Genomic DNA, 19,825 nt, shown 5'->3' with positions numbered 1-19,825 from the left:
CGGCTCTCCCGCCGCCGGTCAGGGCTGGTGGGGGAGCAGGCAGAACTCGTTGCCCTCCGGGTCGGCGAAGACCGTCCAGCCGGGCAGCTCCCGGACCACCGTGGCGCCGGCCTCCAGCACGGCGGCCCGCTCCTCGGCGTCACCGACCAGGTCGAGATGGATCCGGCCGGGGCCGGGCAGGTCGTCGACCGGGGAGATCCAGACGCCGGGCCGGTGCCGGTGCGGGTCCCGCAGCAGCACCGACTCGCCCGGAGCCAGCGACCGGTCGGCGAGCTTCGCCTCGTCCTCCGGCACCGCCGGCAGGCCGGTGACCAGGCTCCAGAAGGGCGCCAGCAGGTACGGGTCACGGCAGTGGATCACGATGGAGTGCAGCTCCGGCATGCGTCGACGGTAGCCTCGTGGGCCGGTCGGCGGGTGGGTGATGTCGGAGCCGCCGTGCACCAGCAGCACCGGCACCCCGTCGGCGTCGTCGCGCGCCGCCCGCGCCGCCCGCCGGACGTCGTCGAGCTGGGCCGGCCAGTGCACCTGGTGGGAGAAGCGGTAGGTCGCCGCCACCACCCGCAGTCCCAGCCGGGCCAGGGCCGCCGGTCGTCCGGGCCCTACGGGTCCGTAACCTACGCGGGGTAAAGTTGCCGGATGCCGGAACTCGTGTATCCCCCCGTGATCGCCGCCGCCAAGACCATGTTCCGGGTCCTCGACCTGCGCCTGACCATCGAGGGCAGCCACCACGTCCCGCGTACCGGTGGGGCCGTGCTGGCCAGCAACCACGTCAGCTACCTCGACTTCATCTTCAGCGGTTACGGGGCGCACGAGTCTCGCCGGCTGGTCCGGTTCATGGCGAAGCACGAGGTCTTCGCGCACAAGGTCTCGGGCCCGCTGATGCGCGGCATGAAGCACATCCCGGTGGACCGCCGGGCCGGCGCCGGGTCGTACAACTCCGCGGTGGGCGCGTTGCAGCGCGGCGAGGTGGTCGGCGTCTTCCCCGAGGCGACGATCAGCCGCTCGTTCACCGTCAAGGAACTCAAGAGCGGGGCCGCCCGGATGGCGCAGCAGGCCGGCGTGCCGCTGCTGCCGGTGGCGCTCTGGGGCACCCAGCGGCTCTGGACCAAGGGTCGGCCGAAGAACCTGACCCGCCGGCACACCCCGATCACCATCCTGATCGGCGAGCCGATGGACCCGGCAGACTGGCCGGACACCAACGCCATGACCGTCGAGCTGAAGAGCCGGTTGTCGGCCCTGGTCGACCGGGCCCAGCGGGAGTACCCGGACCAGCCCGCCGGCCCGGAGGACGCCTGGTGGCAGCCGACCCACCTCGGCGGCACCGCCCCCACCCTCGAGGAGGCCGCCGAGCTGGACCGCCGCGGTCGCCGCACCGCCACCTCCTGACCCGGCGCCGGTTCACGCCCCCTGCGCCCGCGTCCGCTCACCTTCGGGGCCCGCTCATCCCCTGCGCCTGCGTCCGCTGAGCCCCGGCGTCCGCCTTCATGGTGGCAGCCGGGGCGTGGCGGTCCCGGTCCCGGTCGGGATGCCGTGGCGGGACGCTGTGGAGCTGATGTCGTCAACGACTCACCGCCGGAGTGACGCGTGCCAGCGGTGGCGGCCGCGGTTCCGGCCGGAACTGGGAGGGACTGCGGCCCTGGTGAGGGCGACAGGGGCCGTCCTCACGCGCCGGTCGCCGCACTCCTTGCAGCCCGGACCCGGGCCGCCGGCTGGGACGAGACGCTGCCGATGATGACCGGCGTCCGGCTGGAGCTCTCCGGCGTCGGGCTCGCAGGAAGGGTCCGTGAGTGGCTCGGGGTGAGGGAAACAGCCGCGTCCGGTTGGGTTCGTGCGGGGTGGGCTGGGCCCCGGTCGGGTTTGTGCGGATTCGCCGTGACCCCACGAGTGGGCTCGTGCCGATGCGCCGTTGCCAGTCGGGGGAAGTGCCCTGGCACACGGGGTGGTTCGTGGGGAAGCGCTGTGGCCCCGGGCGGCTTGGTGGCTGCCGGGCCGAGCTACGGCGGCGGATCCACGCCGTTCGGCGCGGCGGATCCGGGTGGGCGCGCGCCTGCGATCCCGTTCCGGGCGGGCGTGCGGATGCCGGTGTGAATCGTTCACGTCATCAGCTCCAAAGGAAGCGACAGCCACCTGCGCCCGGCGGGCCAGCCGGGCCGGATGGCGGCCGAGTGCGCACGGCCCGGCGGGGCCGGTCGGCCGGGCCGGCCTGCTGGACGGCCGGCCTCGGCTACCAGCAGCAGCTCCGGGTCGAGCGGGCCGAGCACCTGATCGGGCACGGCGCCACCGTCGAGTCCACCGCCCAGGCCGTCGAGTTCACCGACGCCCGGATGCTGCGCCGGCTACGGGCGCGGGCTCACTCGCCGACCGCGTCCCGCGCCGGGGGCGTCGGCGTGCGGTAGTAGTCGTCCCGGGAGAGGAACTCCACCGGCAGCGAGCCGGGCAGCGTCACCCGGACCGCCCCGTCGAGCGGACCGGGCGCGGCCCGCCGGGCCAGCTCGTCCCGTTCCGGCGGGGAGAGTTCCACCAGGTCCGGGTGGGTCAGCCGGAACGCGGCCACCGACCGGCGGACCAACCGGGCCAGGTCCGTCACCGCGTCGGTCGGCCCACCGACGGCGAGCGCCGGCTGCTGGATGGTCCGCAGCGCGTCGCAGACCAGCAGCAGCTCCCCGTCGGGCGCCGGCCCGTCCGCCGCCGGCCCGGTGGCCAGCCGCGGCAGCTCCAGGCGGGACGGCCACTGCCAGCGGATCTGCCCGCTGACCAGGCGGGACGGCTGTACGCCGCGCCGGTGCCGGGCGCCGCTACGGCCGTCCCGTTCGGAGACCACGGACAACTCCGCGCCAGCGCACACGTACGCCAGCCGCCGGTCGGTGACGGTCACCGTGGCCGGCGCGGGCAGCACCCACTGCCGGCGGGTGCCGGTCGGGCTGAGCAGGCAGCCGGCCACCGGGGTGCGCAGTCGCCGCAACACCCGCTCGCCCGGCTCCGTGACCAGCTCGTAGCGCGGGTCCAGCACCGGTCGCAACTCGTCGTCCGGTGCGTCGAAGCGATGCGGTGCGATGAAGAACGGGGACGCATCCTCGCGCATCGTCACGACCTCCCGGGCAGTTGGCCTCCTGCCGGAAAGCCTCGCCGAGCTCGCCGGACCTGTCATGACAGCCGTTAGGGGGTCGGCCGGTCGGCCGCCGCCTGCGACCGGTAGATGCCGATCTCCTCCGGTCGGACGAGGCCGTCCTCGATCGCCCGGGCCAGCAGCGCCGCCTTGGTTGCCGCCGGCCGACCCGCCCGGGTGTACTTGATCCGCGCCCGGTCCACGTACTGCTTGACGGTGTGCTCGCTGATCCGCATCCGGCGGGCCACCGACGCCTTCGACATCGACTGGAACCAGAGCAGCAGCGCCTCCCGTTCCTTGTCCGACAGGGCCGGCCGGTCCGGGCGCGGGTCGCCGACCATCGCCCCGGCCAGCGCCGGTGGCACGTACGGGCGGTCGCTGGCGGCGGCCAGGACGGTGGCCACACAATGCTCCCGCCCCTCGTGCTTGGCCAGGAACGCCGCCGCCCCGGCGTCCAGCGCGGCGAGCATCGTCGCCGGGTCGGTGTGCTCGGAGTAGACCACCACCCGCCGGCCGGCGGCGCTCAGCTCGGCCAGCTTGTCGATCACCATCCGCCCGTGCAGGCGCAGGTCCAGCAGGACCACGTCGGCGTCCGGGGCGTCCGCCAGCACCTGGTCCGGGTCGTCGCCGGTGGCCAGTACGCGCAGCCGCGGCTCGCAGGCCAGCCAGGCCCGCACCCCGTCGATCACCACCGGGTGGTCGTCCACGATGGCCACCCCGACCGGCCGGTCCGCGCTCACGTCCTGCGCCACCGGGTCTGCGTCCACCTGATCTCCCCGTCCCGCTCCTGCACGTGCTCCACCTGACCGTCGTCCTCGACGTGGCCCGGCGGACCGGTCGCCCCCGTACCATCCACCTCGGGGGTGACCAGGCTGACCACCACCTCGTCCGGGCCGGCGACCACGGTCAGCCGGGCCCAGCCCCCGGCCTCGGCCAGCGCGGCGGTGGGCGGGTCGACCAGCCGGCGGCGGACCTCCACCGGCAGCGGCGGGGGCGTGCCGATGGCGACCAGTTCGATCGGCAGGCCGTTCCGTTCGGCCAGGTCGGCGGCGGCGCGCAGCTCGTGCAGCAGCGGGTCCGGCACGTCGTCCGACTCGGCGATCAGCCGGCGCAGCCGGGCCGCGGCGAGCACGCACCGGCGCTGCACCAGCGGGTCGGCCGGGTCGGCGCGCCCGTCGGCCAGCTCGGCCAGCACCGCCTCGGCGGCACCGCTGACCAGGGCGAGCCCGGCCCGCCGCTCCTGCCGGGCCCGCTCGGCCGCGTCCCGCTCGGCGGCCACGGCGAGGGTGGCCGCCGCCGCCTCGGCGCGTTCCCGGGCGAGGGCGGCGATCACCGCCGCGCCGGCGAAGACCGCGGTCGGCAGCGACGCGGTGCCGTAGACGTACATCGCGTACCGGGTCAGGTCGGCGGGGGCGGTCGCGCCGTGCTCGAGCAGGGCGGCCAGGGCGATCAGCGAATGGGCGGCGAGCAGGGCCAGCAGCCAGGGGAGCCGCCGCCCCCAGAGCACCACCACGAAGAACCAGCCGAGGGTGCCCCAGACCCAGTTCGCGGCGGTGAACAACTGCTCCCGCCCGCAGGCCGCGAAGACCGCCGCGTCCACCGCCAGCAGCACCGCGACCAGCGGCAGCACCGGCGGCCGGGCGCCGCGCAGCAGCCGGACGCCGGCGTACCCGCCGGTCGCGGCGACGACCAGCCAGCCGGCCCCGACCACCGCCGGCGCGGCCAGCTCGGACCACGCTTCCAGCAGCGCCGGTAACCCGATCGCCGTGTGCCAGACCAGCGCGATGGCGACGGCCACGATCCGGGCGCCCCCGTCGGAGGCGCGGGCCACGTCCACCGCCGGGACGTCGTCCGGCCGTGGCAGGCTCGCCCGGGGCGGCCCGACCCGGGGTACGGCGGCCGGTCCGGTGTCGAGGTCAGCCGACATCTGTCCATTCCAGCCGGATCCGGGTGCCTTCGCCAGGGGTGGAGGTCACGTCGGCGCGCCCGCCGACCTCGGCCAGCCGCCCGCGTACCGACTCGCGCAGCCCGTACCGGTGGGCCGGGACGCTGGTCGGGTCGAAGCCGGGACCGTCGTCGACCACCTCGACCACGACGGTGTCCGCGCCGGTGCTCAGCCGCAGGGTGACCGTCGCGCCGGGCGCGTGCCGGGCCACGTTGGCCAGCGCGGCGGCGGTGGCGTCCGCGAGCGCCGCGGCGACCGGGGCCGGTGCCGCGCAGGGCGCCAGCTCGGCGGCCACCGCGAGCTCCGGGTGGGCGTCACGCACCGCCCGCAGCCGCTCGTCGACCGCGACCCGGCCGCCGACCGGCGCCGACCGCGCGTCGGCGAGCCCGACGAGGGTACGCAAATCCGCCGCGGCCCGCCGGGGCAGCGCCGGTGACCCGCCGGGCACCGCGCCCAGCCCGACCATGGTGAGGGTGCCGAGGACCGTGTCGTGCAGGTCCCGGTTCTGCCGCCGCTCGGCCTCCCGAGCGGTACGGGCGACCAGCGCGTCCCGGCGCGACCCCTGGTAGTCGGCGAAGGCCCGGTCGGCCCGGCCGATCCGCCGGCGCATGACCTCGGTCAGCATCGCCGCCAGCCCGGTCTGCCCCAGCAGGGTCGCCGCGTGCGCGGTGGCCTCGGCGGAGTTGCCGGCGGCGGTGGTGCCGGTGGCGTAGGCGGCGGTGACCAGCAGGCCGGCCGGGACCGACCAGCGGGCTGAGCCGGTCGCCTGCGTGTTGATCACCGTGGTGCTGGCCAGCACCGCGATCCAGCTCCCCTCGCCCGGCAGCACCTCCGGCGCGACCAGGTGCGGGATGAGCAGGCACGCCGCCGTGGTGAGCGCGACGTCCCCGACGATCAGCGCGCCGCCGATCCCGGTGCGCAGTGCGCGGACGGCGTAGAGCACCGACCAGGCGGTCAGCACCCCGACCACCACGAGCAGCGCCCCGGTCCGCACCGGCGGGGTGCGCACGGCCAGCGCGGTGACCGCGCCGACCAGCCCGCAGGTGAGCCGCAGCAGGGCCGGCAGGGTGGTGAAGATGCGACTGAACGCGCCACCGGCCGGCCGGTCCAGCAGCGACGGCGGCGAGGTCGGAGCGGGTACGGCCGACATCGGGAGGCGTCCTTCGGGCAGCGACCCGTCCGGGTCCGTGCGGCGGTAGATCGACGAGGGACAATAGCATGGAGCGTCCGCTCCGATCACCCTAGGTGCGCGTCGGGTCGCTGACAGATCAGCAGGCTCCCGAAGTTGCTACGGCGAGCAGGTGGCAGCTCGTGCCGATCACCGCCGGGTCGCACTCGAACGCCCGTGCGCAGGCGACGGCCTCGCGGAACAGCGTGGAGTCCTCGCCCGCGCCGAGCGTCTCCAGCACCGGCCAGAGCGGGCCCTCGATGCCGTACAGCGCCGGTGTCGGCAGGCCGGCGGCGGTGAATTCGTCCACCAACTGCTCGGGGCGGTGGAAGTAGGCGGTGGTGAAGCCGGTGGCCGGGTCGTTGACCCCGGTGGCGTACGCGGACAGGATCGCCGGCCGGGTGGCGTCGTCCACCCGGCCCTGCCGAACCAGGTCGATCATCGGGGTGTTCCGGCTGATCGCGGCGGCGAGCACCGGCCCGCCGGGGCGGGTGACCCGAGCGGCCTCCCGCAACGCGGTGATCCGCTCGCCCCGCTCGGTCAGGTGGTAGAGCGGCCCGAGCAGCAGCGCGGCGTCCACGCTGGCGTCGGCGTACGGCAGGTGGCGGGCGTCGCCCGCGCTCGCGCTGGCCACCGGATGGTGACGCCGGGCCGCCGCCGCGTGCGCCGGCACCAGGTCGACCAGGTGCACCGGGTGGCCGGCGGCGGCCAGCCAGCCGGCGTACGCTCCCGGGCCGCCACCCAGGTCGAGCACCGTCGCGGGCGGCGGGGGCAGCAGCCGGGCCAGCAGCTCACGGGTACGCGCCCGTTCCAGCCGCCCCTGCGGCGTACGGCCCAGCCGGCCGGCCTCGTCGTAGACGTTTGTGTAGTAGCGACGGATGTCCGGCTCAGCCGGTCGGGTCGGTGCCATCCGTCGATGGTGGAACCCCGGTGCGTCGGCGTCACCCGGGTTTCCGCGCCGGTGGACGCCCCGATGTCGCGTCGCACCGCCCCCGTCAGCTCTCCGCCCAGCCGGCGGCGTTGCTGGTCGACTGCTTCCTACTCGTTGCTCATAGTTGAGCGGTTCGGATAGTTCGCTCTCCGCCCAGCGGTGGCTGGGCTGGAGTCCTGGACCGGCAGTCTGGTCCGGTGGCGATCGGTCCTGTCCTGCAGGATCTGCTTCACCGTGTGGTGTGGGGTGTGCAGGGCGATGTCGGGGTCGCCGGTTCGGTGCAGGATGTTGATCGCGGCGTTCACGTCGGCCTGCCATACCACCCTGCACGGGGTGCAGTGAAACCGGTCCCCGCTACGGCGGCCGAAGGCGCCGCAGCGGTGACAGGTTTGTGAGGTGTAGGCGGCGTTGACGGGAACGAGCGTAGAACCTCTACGCTCCGACACGCTTTTCAGGGCCTCGGCGGTGACTCCTTTGGTCCATGCGGCGAGACGCCGGTTGATGTTCTTAGGAAGCTTCTTGCGTCCGGTGAAGCGTTTGGTGAGATCTTCGGCGATCACGGTGACGGCCTCGTCGACGACCTCGTGCACGGCGGTGAAGACCTCCGTACGCACCCGCGCTCGATGCCGGGCCGCCTGCCGATCCCGCTTCACCGTGCCGAGATTGTCGGCCTTGATCCGGTGCGCTTTCGCGTGGTCACCACGCAGGGCGGCGTTGTTCGCGATCGAGCGCAGCTTCGCCCGACGCCGGTTACGTTCCTTCAACCGATCCGACTGGGCGGTCAGCAGCACGCCGAGCCTTGCACCGTGGGGCTGGCCGTCGGAGTCGGTCAGGGCTTCGGTGTAGCCCTTGTCCACACCCAACGTCCGGTCGCCGCACGGCCGCTGCGACGACCGCATCTGCGCCGCGTCGATCTGGTAGTGCACCTCGACCCGGCCGCTGCGCAGGATCAGCCGCAAGGTACCCGTCGGCGCGACCGTCGTGGACAACGGGATCCTGACCATCTTGCGGGGCTCGAGACCGGCAATCGCCAGCCACAACCGGCCCCGCCCGTCAACGAGCGTGTTGTACTTGTCGGCGCGCACCACGATCTGATCGTGTGTGCGGTTGCGGCCCCGCTTCCAATGCTTACGCATCTGCCGGGCCAGAAACGGGTCACTGGCCCACTGGTCCGCCTGCAGCGCGGTGAACATCCGCTTACGCTCGGCCGGATCGTTGGTGCGCCGGCTGATCGCCCGCCGGACGTCGACCTTGGCCGCCTCCAGGTTCGCTCCGATGTCGGCCATCGCGTCGCGGACGGTTTCCTTCCACGCATTCGCCAGCACACCAAACAACGCGTGTGTGCCGTCGGCCAGCCACCGGTCCCGCACCTGCCGGTCTCTCAACCCGGACCCGACTCCGAGGACCGAGCCGTAACGCTGCCACACCTCGCTACGCACCCGACCCAACCGACAGGCCTGCTCCACCAGGGCGGCGTACCTGCCCGAATTCAGTCGGGCCGAGTAGGCAATCCGGGTGACCTTCACCGGTCACCCTCCATGGTCAAGTCCGCCCTTTTCAACTCCTTCTCGTAGCGGCGCAGACCGTCCAGCCGGCACGAGAAGGAGTGCACGACGGCCAAAAGGTCCTCGACCAACTCCTGCTGCGGGGACAGGGACTCCTGGTTGGCCACCACGATCTCGCAGCCGCCGCGCGCCGCCAGATGCTCCAGCAAGTCGAACCCGAACCGGGCCAACCGGTCCTGGTGCGCCACCACCAGAGTGGCGACCTCACCCCGGTCGACGGCGTCCATCAACGCCAGGAACTTCTTGCGGCGAAGGTTCATCCCACCGCCGACCTCACTGATCCACTCATCCACGGCCAGACCACGAGCGAGACAGAACTGTTGCATCGCCGCCACCTGCAAGGCCAAGTCGGACTTCTGACCCGGCAACGAGACACGGCAGTACACCACAACCCTCCGCCGCCCGGCGTCAAAGCCCGACTGAAGCACCCCACGCACATCCGAATCGTCGAAATACCGCTGCCCCAGGCGGCCTCCACCAGGGCCCAGAACCGAGCCTCGTCCTCCACAGTGGGCACACGCGTCGCGTCAGCGGTCTCGGTCACCGGCGGAGGGTAGCGAGCCGGACCGACAACCTCCCGCCAGGAACCACGGCGTGACAACCAGGGGAGCGCTGGCAGGAGTTGCTGTTCCACGTGCTTTCTCAGGGTCGGGTCAACAACGCCACACGCGCGGCCCGAGGTTCTGGTCGCCGTCGCGGCCACTGGTCAGCGCCTGCCCCACAACCAGCCCGGTGTCGGACACGTCCGCCGCGCGGCTGGTCTGCCCGCTGGGCACGGCAAGCTCGACAGCGGCACCGTCACGCAGCACGGAGCCGCGGGCGACGACCCAGCCGGAGGCGTTGACCGCCGTTCCCGGTCCCTTCCCCCCCGATCCGGTTACTCCTGGTCCTTCCGCCCCCAGCGTGGTCACCTCGCCGGTCCGGAGGTTCCACAGCGCCGTGGACATGGACGGCCACATGCCGCCCGTCGCCCAGTCGCCCTGCGCGGCGTAGGCAGCGCCGGTCTGGCCGGCCGGCAACTCCAGCTTCCGGCCGTTGCCCTGTTGGTCCCAGGCGTACGCCGCGGTGGCGACGCCGTCTCTGTACATTGCGCCGACGATCGTGCCGTCGTCGTTGATGTCGTGGGCGTTGGCCCCGGCGGGAAGCGGCAGCTTGACCGCGGTCGTCGAGCCTGCTTTCCAGAGCAGGACGATGCTGTCCTTGCCTTCCAAGTTTCTGCGCGGCTCCACGTTGATGATGACGTCACCGGCCGCGTTGATAGCCGGGGTCGGGTAGGGGCGCCAGCTTCCCGGTGGTGTGTGCAGCCTCGTGTACGCGCCATTCGCGTAGCGGAAGACGTACTCCTGGCGCTGTGTGTCCTCCACGAGGCCGACTGCGATCCCGCTCGCGTTGACGGCGGTCACCCGGACCGACTTGCCGTGCACCGGCAATGCCTGCGGGCGCCCGTCGGTCCACAGGATCGGCCGGAAGTCCTGCCCGACCGCGCACCATGCGGTCAGGGCGTCAGCTCCGCGCTGATCCGGCTCAGTTGATCGGCAGCACCTTCGGGCCGCCGCCGGCGATCGACCGCGTGAGCTTGCGGCCGCTGGACCAGAAATAGCAGCGCACACCCCGGTCACCGCGAGCCCACAACTCCCGGGACGGCAATCGGTACGCGGTGCCGGTGCGGTACCGCAGGTTACCGTCGACCGGCACCTTGGCGTACCGGGCCACGACCATGCGGCATCCGGCATGGATGGTCTGCTCATCCCGCCCGGCCACCTGGTAGGAGCGGTCCGGGGCGGTCCAGATGCCGGCGTACTCGAACTGGTGCGCAACGGTGCAGCCGGCCGGCCGCAGCCGTCCCCATTCGTCCTCGTTCATGCAGCCGTACGTCAGCGGGGAGCGACTGCGCACCGTGTCGCGAAGCGTGCCGGCCCGCTGGATCGCCCGGTCGGAGTCGCCGTTGGCCCCGTCCACCTCGTCCAGCTCGAAGATGTCGCAGCGGTACCAGCGGCTGCCGCCCGTCCAACCGGCCGGCGAGGTCGGCGCGACCTGCACCGACAGCCGGGCGTTCCGCCAGTCACCGCCTACGAACTTCTGGGCCCGGGCGTCGCAGTCGGCGAAAGCGACGCGCATGGCCGCAGACTCCACCTTGGGCGGGATGGGCCGCGCGGCCAGGTCGCCGGTGAAGGTGCCGACGTGGAACGTCTCCACCAGGTGGGTCTTGGCGCAGTCCACCGGCGCGTAGCTGGTGAGGTAGGCGGTCGCCTCGGCGATCACGTGGCACTCGCCGGCCTGCGGGCTGAACTGCTGCGCCGCGGGGATCGGCCGCCAGTCGTCGCTGAGGTCTCCGTCCGTGCCGGCCGGCGTGCCGCAGCCCGTCAACGCCACCATGATCAATGCAGCCGTGGCCGCCGCCCTGCCCTGGCGTCGCATCTGTTTCTCCCCGGTGTCCCCGTGACGACGCGCGCAGCATACGGCAGGCGGACAGCCGTACGGGTGCGGATACGGCGCCGACCAGGACGTCCCGTCCGGAGCTGGGCGCGCTGGCGCAGGGTGTGCCGCTGGGGCGCGGAACTACCCTGCCGCGCCCGCCACCGCATCCCCTGCCTGGTGGTGGGGGCCTATGTCCCGGGTTGGCGCTCCGTCACGTAGGTCCCGCGCTGGGGCATGGTCATGACCAACCCGCGCTCCCGCAGGAGGGCGATGGCGGCGCGGACCGTGCCGCGAGCCACGCCGTACTCCTGCTGTAGCCGGAGCTCGCTCGGCAGTGGCTTGAGCGGCTGTAGCTCTCCCGACTCGATGCGCTTGGTGATCAGGTCGGCGAGCTGCACGTACAGGGGTATCGGCGAGAACTGATCGACCATCGCTTCAACCTACGTACGACCAGTAAGCCTCGATCATCAGATAGGTCCTGGACCTATTAAACAAGCTGTACCTCCTGTACTTCCAGGACCAGCCGCATTACCTTCTGTGTGAGCCGTAAACCAACGGAGAGGGATCGGATGCTCACGCTGTGTTCGCTGATCATGCGTGCCCTGCGGCGGCTGATCGGCCGCCCGGCGGCACCCCCGCCCCTGGACCGGACTGGCCCCGCCACCGTCTACCCGGATCGAACTGGCGCTTGGGCTCCGGCCGCCCCGTCCTGGAACGCCCCGACGCAGATCTACCCGCGCACTGGTCCGCTGATGACCCTCGCCGCCCAGTGGCGGTCGTCCGGAAGGGCGTGGCGGCTGTGAGGAGAGAGGCGCCGTTCCTGGTGCAGTCGGCTTGGTACTGCCTGGACTATCACCGCCATAACCGCTGCTGCAAGTGCACTGAGACCGGCTCCTGCCCGATGGCGGAGGCCGCTCGCGCCCGGATCAGGGCGTGGCGCAGGTTCCGCCATCTCTGGGGCTGGCGATGAGCGTGCCCCTACTCAAGGTCGGTGACCTGATGTACGTGACCCGCGCGGCCAGCGTGCAGTTCGTCAAGCCGATCATGTGCCGGGTGATCCGCGTGCTCGACTGGATGACCTACGACGGGTGGTGCTGGCTCGACGTGTACCAACTGGACGAGAAGGGCGAGGCGGTGGCCCGCCGGTCGATATTCGTGCAATCCGCCGGGCTGCAGGTACAGCGGTCCGAGCCCACGCCCCGCAGGTCGACGCGGTCGGCTGTCATCCCGAACCTGCGCCAAGATCGCCGCCCCGCCGGGGTGCCCGCAGCGCCGGGCGACCCGTGGTCGGCGCACGGCTGGCCACGGGTGGCGTGGAGTGTGGTGGGGCCGAGGTGTGTCCGGCCTGAGTCGATGATCAGCGGCCAGGGGCGGTTGACCAGCTAGGAGGTGGTGCGCCCGGCAGGATTCGAACCTGCGGCCTTGGGATTAGAAGTCCCCTGCTCTATCCGCTGAGCTACGGGCGCGCGGCGTGCGTGTCGCGCCAAGAGGGTACCGCCGTACTCCCGGTCCACGGGGGAACGGGTCCCCGCTCCGGCGCGGTGATCAGCGTCGCACGCCACCGCCGCCCGGTCACCCGGGTTCCGGCCCGGTGTGGCCCGTACCCTCGGCTTCGTGCTGCTGGAACCGGACGCCGAGAACGAGGTCGCCTACGAGCTGTGCCAGCTCCTGGGACGGGCGATCCTGCCGATCCGCGCGGTCGGCGACGGGCCCGCCGGCACGGCGTTCTTCTTCCAGCACCCGACGGGCGAGTTCCTGCTCACCGCCGACGTCCTGACCCGGGCCGAGGCGGGGGAGATCGGGCTGCGGCCGAGCGTCACCGAGCCGACCGGGGTGGCCGCCGACGCGCTGGTCCTGCCGGGTTTCGCCGAGCTGTGGGCGCACCGGCCGGGCGTCGGGGTGGCGGTCATGCCGACCGGCGGGCTGCACGGGCGGGCGGCCGGGCAGGGCTGGCGCTGGCGTACCCAACCGGTGCCGGACGCGGTCGCGGCCGGCGCGGACGAAGTCGCCCGGATCGGCGCGGAGCCGGTCTCCGCGATCGTGCTGGCGCTGGGCGTCAGTGCGGACGGCTCGCGGCCGTTGGAGGTGGCGGTCGAGCGGGTGGTCCGCGCGGACGGCGGGCTGCGGGTCACCGGCGAGCTGCCCGCCGGGTACGTCGGCGCGCCCGTCTTCGGGGTGCGGGCCGACGCGGCGGGGGAGGTCGGGCTGCGCTGCCTGGGCCTGGTGCTGCCCGGCGCGGGCGGCCACCCGGTGGCCACCTTCGACCGGATCATCGCCGAGCTGCCGCCGCAGGGCTGAGCGGCGGTCAGCCGGCCTGCGGCGTGGCTGCCGGCTGGGCCTGCCCGGCCGGTCCGCGGCTGGTCGGGACCGCGCGGGCGGCGGCGTCCGCCGGGCCCGGGCCGGCGTCCGTCGGGCCCGCGCCGAGGAAGGCCTCGGCCCACCGCCCGACCTCGGCAAAGACCTGCTCGCGTACGGCGGGACCGGAGAGCGTCAGGTCGTGCAGGCCGCCGTCGAAGCGGGCCAGGGTGACGTGCCGGCCGAGCCGGGGCGCCCAGCGGACCATGTGCTCGACGTCGAGGACGGCGTCGGCCAGGGCCGCCGAGTCGTGCCACTTCATGCCCTTGAAGCTGCGGGTCGAGCAGGCCAGCAGCACGGGCACCGGGATCTCCAGCCCGGCGCGCAGCTGCCGCTGGGCGGTGCGGATCGCGTTCAGCCAGCCGGCCCGGACGGGGAACCCGGCGAGCGGTTTCCAGGCCAGGTCGTACGTCCATTCGCCGCGGTGCTCGGCGTGCAGGCTCTCGCCGTACACGGTGTTCAGGGCGAAGGGGAGGACCCGGTGCGGCGCGCTGCGGCCCAGCCGGGAGACGGCGGCCGCGAGGGGTCGACGGACCAGCCAGGGTGCGTTGATGTCGAAGAACGGGCTGTTGAGGAAGAGCCCGTCGACCAGGCCGGCGTCGCGTCGGGCGTGCGCCCAGAGCGAGATGATCAGGCCGCCGGTGGAGTGGCCCATGGCGAGCAGGGTGTCGTGGCCGTCGTCCGCACGGATGATCTTCGCGGCGGCGTCCAGCTCGGGGAAGTAGTCGCCGAGGTCGCGGCAGAAGTTCGGGGTCTGGTGCGGCAGCAGGCTGCGACCGTACTTGCGCAGGTCGAGGGCATAGAAGTCCCAGCCGCGCGCGGCGAAGAAGTCGGCGACGTGGGTCTGGAAGAAGTAGTCGACGAAGCCGTGCACGTAGAGCACGGCCCGCCCGGTGGGGCGCTCGGCGCGCCGACGGACGAGGGTGGCGACCACCGGTCCCTCGTCGTCGGTGCCCAGGTCGATCGTCTGCCGCTCGTACGGCGGCCCCAGCACGTCCAGTTCCACGGAGGCGACGGTACGCCCCGGAAGCTACCGGGCGGTAGCCCCCGGTGCCGTCCCCGCCCGAACGCACCGGCCGGACGGGGACGGCCGCTGCGCCGCTCAGGCCGGCTCGGCGTCGACCCGGGTGAGGTCGCCGTCGGCGTCGGCCACCTGGTCGGGGCCCGGCTGGCCCATCGCCCGGACGTGCTTGTTGTGCCGGGGCTCCTGCCGGGTCTTGGCGTCGTTGAGCCGTCGGCGCAGGTCGTCGCGGGCGTCGTTGAGCGCCGCGCGCAGGTCCTCCTCGCGGGAGGTGGTGACGATCTTCTGCCGACCGGCGATCCAGCATTCCAGCGTGATCTTCTGCCCGCGTGCCTCGCGGTCCTTGACCGACACCTCCAGTTCGGTGGCGTCGGCGTGGAACGCGGCTAGCCGCGCGTCCAGGGTCCCGAACTGCTCCACGATCCAGTTCCGGTCACCCTGGGAGAAGCCGCCGCCGACGCGCAGGCACTCGGCGACGGTCGCCGGGTTGATCACCGCGCTCATCGCCGCACCTCCCGCTCGGTGCGGACGGAGCCGGTGGTACGCGGGCTGAGAATCATCGTCACTGACCTTTCTCATCGGACCTCGTGCTGTGCTGGCCCTCGGTTGATCAAATCCGTACCCAGCCGGGGTCGTTCCCTCGCCGGGTGACCCCGCCTCCGATCCTGGTCGCCCCCGGTACGCCCCACCCAGGGCCGCCTGGCCCTAGCAGACCGGGACCTTGATCAGGTTCTTGTCCACAGGCGGTCCCGTCGTCCACAGGGCGGTCCCGTCCGCTCGCGGCGCAGCGCCCACCCGGCCAGGCTCGGCATCGAGTCGACTCGCCACGGCAGACCCTGGAACCCCTGGGAGGGGACGATGTTCGATACCTACGTCACGATCGTCGGAGATCACGGACCGCTACCAGTGAAACTGCACGTCAACGCGGTCGTGCTCCGGCTCGCGCCACCGCTCGGCGGGCCTCACGACGATCCGGTCGACGACTGACCGTAGTGCCCGCACCCGCTCCGCGTGGGTCACCTCCGGGTCGCGCCACAGCGCCAGCAGCGCGTCGACCGCGTTCGCCGCCGCTACAGGATCAGGCGGCACGTCGACGGCACCGAGGCGGGCGAGTTGCCCGGCGGCGGCCTGCTCCGACTCCCGGAGCTCGGCCATCGCCTGCCGGTACACCGCATCGGGTAGCCGCTCCAGGGCGTTGTTTTTGACCAGTTGCACCATGGCGGTACGCGCCTCGGTGACCTGCCGCTCCAGTGCAGCCCGGTCGACGCGGCTGGACGCCATCCGGGCCAGCTGGCGGGACCGCGCGCCGTGGTCACCGGTGCGCAGCTCGGCGGCCCACTCGGCGACCTGGCGCAGCACCTCGTCTACCAGCCGCGCGAGCACTGGCCGGCCGACGCCGGGGCAGCTGCCGCCCTTGACGTCGCCGCGGCCTTGCCCGCAGACGAGGCGGTCGCCCTGCCGCTGGAGCTTGTGCTCCTGCGGGCACTCGACCAGGCCGACCAGCGGCCAGGTGGGCGCCAGGTGTCGGGGCGGGGTGCCGGCCTCGGCCGCCAGCCGGTCCTGCACTCGCCGCCACGTCACCTCGTCGACCAGGGGGTCATGCTCGCCGGGCAGCACCTCGTCGCCGGCGACCACCATTCCCCGGTAGGCGGGATTGCGGAGCAGCTTTTTCACGTTCGCGGTATGCATCGCTTTCCCGCGAATTGCCGCAAGGTATTCCGTCACCTCGCCGATCGGCTCGCCGGCCGCATATCGGTGGAACACTTCGGTGATTGCTGGCCCGACGACGGGATCGGGTACGAGCCGCTTATCAACCCGCAGATACCCCAAGGGCCGGCCGTGATGCTGGCCCTTTTCCGCGCGGCGGGCGATCGTGTTTGACCAGCCTCGGCCGATCTCATCGGACTGCATTTCGGCGATGGACAGCAGGTTAGTGAGCATCCACCGGCCGGACGGTGTGGACGTGTCGATCTGCTCGGTGGCGGACATGATGGTGACGCCCGCGGCGGCCAGCTCGGCGAGCAGCTGGAGGGATTCGAGGACGTTGCGGCCGAACCTGTCGACCTTGTAGACGGCCAGGACGTCGATCTGCCCGGCCTTGGCCATGACGCGGACGCGGTCGATGCCCTCGCGGCTGAAGTGCCTGCCGGTGCGGTCGATGTCGTCGACGACGGCGACCTCTCGCAGGCCGGCCGGCTTGGCCATGCGGCGGATCGCGGTGAGCTGGATGCTCGGCGAGTGGAAGTCGTCGCCGCCGCGGCCCATCAACTCGCTGACGCGCCGGTAGGCGACGAACCGGCGGGGCTGGTCGGGGACGGCGGCGAGCTGGCCGCGGCGGCGGGGCATCAGCTCGCCGCGCGGCCCTGCTCGCCCCCGCGCTCTCGCCGCCCGCGGTCCTGCCGGTCGGCAAGGTCAGCCAGGTAGCGCAGAGTCGCGCGGATTGTGGCCTTCTCCGGCTCGCTCACGGTCGGGTCATCCAGTCGCTGCATGATGATCCGAAGGTCTGGGTCGAGCTGGTCACCGTGGGCGGCGGCTCCGCCGGCGGCGGCCAGGGCGTGTGCCTCGTCGTCGCCGAGGGCCTTCGCGATGGCCTTCACGCTGGCGACGGTGACACCCTCACCCTTGATCCATCCGAAGATTGTGCCGCGGTGGATGCCGGCCTCACGCGCGAGCCTGGCGACGCTCCAACCGGGTCGGCTGGTCATTCGCCGTAGGTAACCTGCCCAGTCTTCGGCAGGGGAGGAAGCGTCGCCCATAGGCGAACCATAGGCGCTGGACCAGCGGCAGCGGTGGTTTGGGGGGCGTTGCCCTTTGGTGACGGCACGTCTGAGCGCCGATCGTAGCCTTATCCGTGCTGCGCCTGCCCCGTTGACCCTCTGACCCATGCTTCCGACCCCCTGCCAGCGTTGCCTACAGGCAACGATAAGGCAGAGAAGCCGGTCACTGCCACTCAACCGAACGGCTGAATCGGCCGGATTTTGGCGTCACATGTTGCGTTGCCTTTAGGCGACGGCTAGCGTGTCTGGCATGGAACCGACGCCAAATCCCGACGCCGAGTCGCCGAAGCCCGACGCGGTTCGTCTGCGGCTGGAGGTCTACGACGCCCTCGCCAAGCGAAAGGGGCTGGACACGGTCGCCAAGCAGGCCGAGCGGCACGGCATCGGCCGGACCCACATGTCCCTGATCCGCAACGGCCACAAGGGTGCCGGCTTGGCGCTGGCGATGCGGATGGCGGCCGACCTCGACACCTCCGTGGAGGCGCTGTTCGGGCGAACGAGATCGGAGATCGCAGCATGACGCACCCCCCGTCCGGCCCCTCGACGCCGCCGCCCCCGTCCGGCCCCCGCAAGCCCATCCAGCCCATCGACCCGAACAGCCCGGGCGGCCGGGCCGCCGCCGAGGCGCTGTCGCAGGTACTCGCCGAGATCCAGGTGGCCGTGTGGCAGCGCCGGGCCGCCCGCGAGCGGAAGGCCGCCTGAGATGGGCCGCACCGCGGCCCTGGCCGCGCAGGCTGCCGCGCTGATCGCTGCCGGGCTGTTCCTGATCGTCGCCGCCCTGACCGCGCCCCCCGCGACCGCGACCGAGCCGACGCCGATCCCGTGGCGTTCGGCCACGGAGCAGGAACGGCGGGACTACGACGCCCGCCGGCTTGCCGAGCTGCTCGACGAGCTGCAGCGCAGCCGCCAGCAGGAAGGGGCCACGTCCGCAGCAACGGACGTGACCCCGGATCTCTACCCGCCCCAACCCTGACGAAAGGAACGGTCGAGATGACCAACGTACCTGCCACCCCCGAGGTGGCGCAGACCGCCGCTCGCCGGTTGCCCGAGCTCCCCGGCTGCGGCGCGCCCGCCGCCGTCCGCTTCGAGATCTACCGGACCCGCGACGGCGTCACCTACGGCGAGCTGTCCGGGACGGTGAACGTGTGCGAGGCGCACGCCGAGGCGGCCAAGACCGCAGCGACCAGCGAGGGCTTCCTCCCCTTCCGGCTCCGCGACGACGTCAGCGACCGGCCCTGTGGCAGCGGCATCGACTTCACCGGCGAGCGCCCCGAGGCGCTCGCCAGCCGGCGCCGCGAGGCCGACCCCGACTTCGGTCGGGTGCGCGACGTCGACCTGGCGCACGCTGCGGCGATCGTCATCGAGGTCGTCAGCACCGCGACACCGGCCGAGGTCGTGATGGCGGCCGCGGCTGGCCAGCCGGCGCTGGTCCGGATCTTCCGTGCCGGCATGCTGCGGGAGATCCGCCGCATGGCGTACGCCGTGGACCAGCCCGCGCTGCCGGCGCCGCTCGCGGTCCGCTTCGACCCCCGCAGCACCGCCGTGCAGCTCGACTTCGACACCCAGGCCGAGGCCGAGGCGTGGGCGGAGCGGCTCGGCGGGCTGCGCAGCGCCCAGCACTGGGCGATGGTCGGCGCGACCGGCTACCACGCCATCGTCGACTGGCGGGGAGCCCGGGTCGACCTGGTGGCCGTCGTCCCGACCGCCGCCGAGCAGGCCGAGGCGGTGCCGGCGTGATGTGGGCCGGGATCGTGCAGGGTGTCCGCGAGGCGGCGCCCGAGGTCGGCGGGCTGCTCTTCATGGCCGCACTGGTGGCCCTGCTGGCGGAGCTCGACCGGTACCGGACGGGTGCCCGGTGACCGCCGCGGTGACCGCCCGGACGGTGCGGGTGCCTGCGCAGGCCGGCCCGCCGGCGGCCGAGCAGACCCGCAAGCGGACCACCACGGGCACCACCACGTCGTGGGACCTGGTGGTGGCGGCGCAGGCCGGTGACCGGGAGGCGTTCGGCGAGATCTACGCCGCGTACCACCAGATGGTGTTCCGGTTCCTCTACTCCCGGTCCGGTAACCGCCAGCTCGCCGAGGACCTGACCAGCGAGGTGTTCGTCCGCGCGCTGCGCCGCATCGACGGCGTGACCTGGCAGGGCCGGGACATCGGCGCGTGGCTGGTCACGATCGCCCGGAACCTGCTCGCCGATCATTTCAAGTCCAGCCGCTACCGGCTGGAGGTCACCGTCGGGGACATGCTCGACGGCGGCGACCGCGTCGACCACGCCCCGGAGGGCAACCCGGCCGGCCTGGTCGTCGAGCACTTCACCAACCTGGAGCTGCTCGCCGCCGTGCAGCAGCTCCGCCCCGAGCAGCGCGAGTGCATCCGGCTGCGTTTCCTGCTCGGCCTGTCCATCGCCGAGACCGCCCAGGCGATGGGCAAGAACGAGGACGCCGTCAAGGCGCTGCAGTACCGGGCCATCCGTGCCCTCGCCCGGCTGGTGCCGCCCGGACTGGCCCCCACCCGATGATCCACGCGCTCACCGCAGGAG

Annotated in this window: 23 protein-coding genes, 1 tRNA gene and 3 pseudogenes; 11 read left to right on the top strand and 16 right to left on the bottom strand. The window is 72.9% G+C overall.

Annotated features, from left to right (window positions below):
- Positions 1-18: 18 nt before the first annotated feature.
- Positions 19-558 carry a VOC family protein gene (locus ABZ807_RS05750; RefSeq protein WP_357153372.1) on the bottom strand — a complete coding sequence of 180 codons (540 nt, stop codon included), beginning with the start codon at positions 556-558 and terminating at the stop codon, positions 19-21.
- 78 nt (positions 559-636) lie between these two features.
- Here ABZ807_RS05750 and ABZ807_RS05745 point away from each other — a divergent pair, with 78 nt between their 5' ends.
- Together ABZ807_RS05745 and ABZ807_RS05740 are read left to right on the top strand one after the other, a co-directional pair.
- On the top strand, positions 637-1,386 hold the full coding sequence (locus ABZ807_RS05745) for a lysophospholipid acyltransferase family protein (protein ID WP_357153370.1): 750 nt from the start codon (positions 637-639) through the stop codon (positions 1,384-1,386).
- Positions 1,387-2,165: 779 nt separating this feature from the next.
- A complete protein-coding gene (locus tag ABZ807_RS05740) occupies positions 2,166-2,396 on the top strand; it encodes a hypothetical protein (RefSeq protein WP_357153369.1) in 231 nt (76 codons plus the stop codon).
- On the opposite strand, the gene ABZ807_RS05735 is transcribed toward ABZ807_RS05740, so the two are convergent.
- The 10 genes and pseudogenes from ABZ807_RS05735 to ABZ807_RS05690 form a co-directional block, all read right to left on the bottom strand.
- Positions 2,351-3,082 (bottom strand): hypothetical protein, encoded by a 732-nt coding sequence (locus ABZ807_RS05735; protein WP_357153367.1) that lies wholly within the window; start codon positions 3,080-3,082, stop codon positions 2,351-2,353. The genes ABZ807_RS05740 and ABZ807_RS05735 overlap by 46 nt on opposite strands.
- A 74-nt stretch (positions 3,083-3,156) precedes the next feature.
- Complete coding sequence (locus tag ABZ807_RS05730; RefSeq protein ID WP_357153365.1) at positions 3,157-3,873, bottom strand: response regulator transcription factor; 717 nt, start codon at positions 3,871-3,873, stop codon at positions 3,157-3,159.
- Entirely contained in the window at positions 3,843-5,033 is a 1,191-nt protein-coding gene (locus ABZ807_RS05725; protein ID WP_357153364.1) for a hypothetical protein, read from the bottom strand. Before ABZ807_RS05725 ends, ABZ807_RS05730 begins: the two co-directional genes overlap by 31 nt.
- The gene (locus ABZ807_RS05720) at positions 5,023-6,201 is read right to left on the bottom strand and encodes an ATP-binding protein (RefSeq protein WP_357153362.1); all 1,179 of its coding nucleotides are present in this window, start codon (positions 6,199-6,201) and stop codon (positions 5,023-5,025) included. Before ABZ807_RS05720 ends, ABZ807_RS05725 begins: the two co-directional genes overlap by 11 nt.
- A 118-nt stretch (positions 6,202-6,319) precedes the next feature.
- A complete protein-coding gene (locus tag ABZ807_RS05715; RefSeq protein ID WP_357153360.1) occupies positions 6,320-7,129 on the bottom strand; it encodes a class I SAM-dependent methyltransferase in 810 nt (269 codons plus the stop codon).
- A gap of 128 nt (positions 7,130-7,257) precedes the next feature.
- Positions 7,258-8,676, bottom strand: a complete 1,419-nt coding sequence (locus ABZ807_RS05710) for a transposase (protein WP_357153358.1) — start codon at positions 8,674-8,676, stop codon at positions 7,258-7,260.
- Positions 8,673-9,185, bottom strand: a pseudogene (locus ABZ807_RS05705) (IS607 family transposase); the annotation flags it as partial. The pseudogene ABZ807_RS05705 and the gene ABZ807_RS05710, both read right to left, overlap by 4 nt.
- Before the next feature lie 183 nt (positions 9,186-9,368).
- Positions 9,369-10,139 (bottom strand): hypothetical protein, encoded by a 771-nt coding sequence (locus ABZ807_RS05700; protein WP_357153357.1) that lies wholly within the window; start codon positions 10,137-10,139, stop codon positions 9,369-9,371.
- A gap of 100 nt (positions 10,140-10,239) precedes the next feature.
- Complete coding sequence (locus ABZ807_RS05695; RefSeq protein WP_357153355.1) at positions 10,240-11,133, bottom strand: septum formation family protein; 894 nt, start codon at positions 11,131-11,133, stop codon at positions 10,240-10,242.
- 188 nt (positions 11,134-11,321) lie between these two features.
- Positions 11,322-11,564, bottom strand: a complete 243-nt coding sequence (locus tag ABZ807_RS05690; RefSeq protein ID WP_357153353.1) for a winged helix-turn-helix domain-containing protein — start codon at positions 11,562-11,564, stop codon at positions 11,322-11,324.
- Between the two features lie 138 nt (positions 11,565-11,702).
- On the opposite strand from ABZ807_RS05690, the gene ABZ807_RS05685 reads away from it, so the two are divergent.
- Complete coding sequence (locus tag ABZ807_RS05685; RefSeq protein ID WP_357153351.1) at positions 11,703-11,936, top strand: hypothetical protein; 234 nt, start codon at positions 11,703-11,705, stop codon at positions 11,934-11,936.
- A gap of 163 nt (positions 11,937-12,099) precedes the next feature.
- Positions 12,100-12,339: pseudogene (locus tag ABZ807_RS05680) on the top strand (hypothetical protein); the annotation flags it as partial.
- A gap of 184 nt (positions 12,340-12,523) precedes the next feature.
- Here the strand turns inward: ABZ807_RS05680 and ABZ807_RS05675 are convergent.
- A tRNA-Arg gene (locus tag ABZ807_RS05675) sits at positions 12,524-12,599 on the bottom strand.
- Between the two features lie 148 nt (positions 12,600-12,747).
- On the opposite strand from ABZ807_RS05675, the gene ABZ807_RS05670 reads away from it, so the two are divergent.
- Positions 12,748-13,431 (top strand): hypothetical protein, encoded by a 684-nt coding sequence (locus ABZ807_RS05670; RefSeq protein WP_357153350.1) that lies wholly within the window; start codon positions 12,748-12,750, stop codon positions 13,429-13,431.
- 7 nt (positions 13,432-13,438) lie between these two features.
- On the opposite strand, the gene ABZ807_RS05665 is transcribed toward ABZ807_RS05670, so the two are convergent.
- From ABZ807_RS05665 to ABZ807_RS05650, 4 genes are all read right to left on the bottom strand, one after another.
- Positions 13,439-14,494, bottom strand: coding sequence for an alpha/beta hydrolase (locus ABZ807_RS05665; protein ID WP_357153348.1), 1,056 nt, complete (start codon positions 14,492-14,494; stop codon positions 13,439-13,441).
- A gap of 96 nt (positions 14,495-14,590) precedes the next feature.
- Positions 14,591-15,013: an HPF/RaiA family ribosome-associated protein gene (locus ABZ807_RS05660; RefSeq protein ID WP_357153346.1), complete on the bottom strand. Its 423-nt coding sequence runs from the start codon at positions 15,011-15,013 to the stop codon at positions 14,591-14,593.
- A gap of 396 nt (positions 15,014-15,409) precedes the next feature.
- Positions 15,410-16,855 carry a recombinase family protein gene (locus ABZ807_RS05655; protein ID WP_357153344.1) on the bottom strand — a complete coding sequence of 482 codons (1,446 nt, stop codon included), beginning with the start codon at positions 16,853-16,855 and terminating at the stop codon, positions 15,410-15,412.
- On the bottom strand, positions 16,855-17,265 hold the full coding sequence (locus ABZ807_RS05650) for a helix-turn-helix transcriptional regulator (RefSeq protein WP_357153342.1): 411 nt from the start codon (positions 17,263-17,265) through the stop codon (positions 16,855-16,857). Before ABZ807_RS05650 ends, ABZ807_RS05655 begins: the two co-directional genes overlap by 1 nt.
- Before the next feature lie 271 nt (positions 17,266-17,536).
- Between ABZ807_RS05650 and ABZ807_RS05645 the strand changes: the two genes are divergently transcribed.
- The 6 genes and pseudogenes from ABZ807_RS05645 to ABZ807_RS05620 form a co-directional block, all read left to right on the top strand.
- Entirely contained in the window at positions 17,537-17,806 is a 270-nt protein-coding gene (locus ABZ807_RS05645; protein WP_357153341.1) for a hypothetical protein, read from the top strand.
- The gene (locus ABZ807_RS05640) at positions 17,803-17,988 is read left to right on the top strand and encodes a hypothetical protein (RefSeq protein WP_357153339.1); all 186 of its coding nucleotides are present in this window, start codon (positions 17,803-17,805) and stop codon (positions 17,986-17,988) included. The genes ABZ807_RS05645 and ABZ807_RS05640 overlap by 4 nt, the downstream gene beginning before the upstream one ends.
- A 1-nt stretch (position 17,989) precedes the next feature.
- Entirely contained in the window at positions 17,990-18,259 is a 270-nt protein-coding gene (locus ABZ807_RS05635; protein WP_357153337.1) for a hypothetical protein, read from the top strand.
- A gap of 17 nt (positions 18,260-18,276) precedes the next feature.
- Entirely contained in the window at positions 18,277-19,023 is a 747-nt protein-coding gene (locus ABZ807_RS05630) for a hypothetical protein (protein ID WP_357153335.1), read from the top strand.
- Positions 19,023-19,145, top strand: coding sequence for a hypothetical protein (locus tag ABZ807_RS05625; RefSeq protein WP_357153334.1), 123 nt, complete (start codon positions 19,023-19,025; stop codon positions 19,143-19,145). The genes ABZ807_RS05630 and ABZ807_RS05625 overlap by 1 nt, the downstream gene beginning before the upstream one ends.
- A gap of 101 nt (positions 19,146-19,246) precedes the next feature.
- Positions 19,247-19,804, top strand: a pseudogene (locus ABZ807_RS05620) (sigma-70 family RNA polymerase sigma factor); the annotation flags it as partial.
- Positions 19,805-19,825: the final 21 nt, after the last annotated feature.

It is taken from the genome of Micromonospora sp. NPDC047548, assembly GCF_040642975.1.
In the GTDB taxonomy this organism is placed as follows: Bacteria; Actinomycetota; Actinomycetes; order Mycobacteriales; family Micromonosporaceae; genus Micromonospora.
This window is presented reverse-complemented; position numbering and strand designations above follow the sequence as displayed.

Excerpts from the sequence above, each read along its gene's own strand:
- ABZ807_RS05635 (WP_357153337.1), top strand. The coding sequence starts at position 17,990 with ATGGGCCGCACCGCGGCCCTGGCCGCGCAGGCTGCCGCGCTGATCGCT.
- ABZ807_RS05650 (WP_357153342.1), bottom strand. The coding sequence starts at position 17,265 with ATGGGCGACGCTTCCTCCCCTGCCGAAGACTGGGCAGGTTACCTACGG.
- ABZ807_RS05685 (WP_357153351.1), top strand. The coding sequence starts at position 11,703 with ATGCTCACGCTGTGTTCGCTGATCATGCGTGCCCTGCGGCGGCTGATC.
- ABZ807_RS05625 (WP_357153334.1), top strand. The coding sequence starts at position 19,023 with ATGTGGGCCGGGATCGTGCAGGGTGTCCGCGAGGCGGCGCCCGAGGTC.
- ABZ807_RS05735 (WP_357153367.1), bottom strand. The coding sequence starts at position 3,082 with ATGCGCGAGGATGCGTCCCCGTTCTTCATCGCACCGCATCGCTTCGAC.
- ABZ807_RS05655 (WP_357153344.1), bottom strand. The coding sequence starts at position 16,855 with ATGCCCCGCCGCCGCGGCCAGCTCGCCGCCGTCCCCGACCAGCCCCGC.
- ABZ807_RS05645 (WP_357153341.1), top strand. The coding sequence starts at position 17,537 with ATGGAACCGACGCCAAATCCCGACGCCGAGTCGCCGAAGCCCGACGCG.
- ABZ807_RS05745 (WP_357153370.1), top strand. The coding sequence starts at position 637 with ATGCCGGAACTCGTGTATCCCCCCGTGATCGCCGCCGCCAAGACCATG.
- ABZ807_RS05690 (WP_357153353.1), bottom strand. The coding sequence starts at position 11,564 with ATGGTCGATCAGTTCTCGCCGATACCCCTGTACGTGCAGCTCGCCGAC.
- ABZ807_RS05715 (WP_357153360.1), bottom strand. The coding sequence starts at position 7,129 with ATGGCACCGACCCGACCGGCTGAGCCGGACATCCGTCGCTACTACACA.
- ABZ807_RS05640 (WP_357153339.1), top strand. The coding sequence starts at position 17,803 with ATGACGCACCCCCCGTCCGGCCCCTCGACGCCGCCGCCCCCGTCCGGC.
- ABZ807_RS05695 (WP_357153355.1), bottom strand. The coding sequence starts at position 11,133 with ATGCGACGCCAGGGCAGGGCGGCGGCCACGGCTGCATTGATCATGGTG.
- ABZ807_RS05630 (WP_357153335.1), top strand. The coding sequence starts at position 18,277 with ATGACCAACGTACCTGCCACCCCCGAGGTGGCGCAGACCGCCGCTCGC.
- ABZ807_RS05720 (WP_357153362.1), bottom strand. The coding sequence starts at position 6,201 with ATGTCGGCCGTACCCGCTCCGACCTCGCCGCCGTCGCTGCTGGACCGG.
- ABZ807_RS05660 (WP_357153346.1), bottom strand. The coding sequence starts at position 15,013 with ATGAGCGCGGTGATCAACCCGGCGACCGTCGCCGAGTGCCTGCGCGTC.
- ABZ807_RS05725 (WP_357153364.1), bottom strand. The coding sequence starts at position 5,033 with ATGTCGGCTGACCTCGACACCGGACCGGCCGCCGTACCCCGGGTCGGG.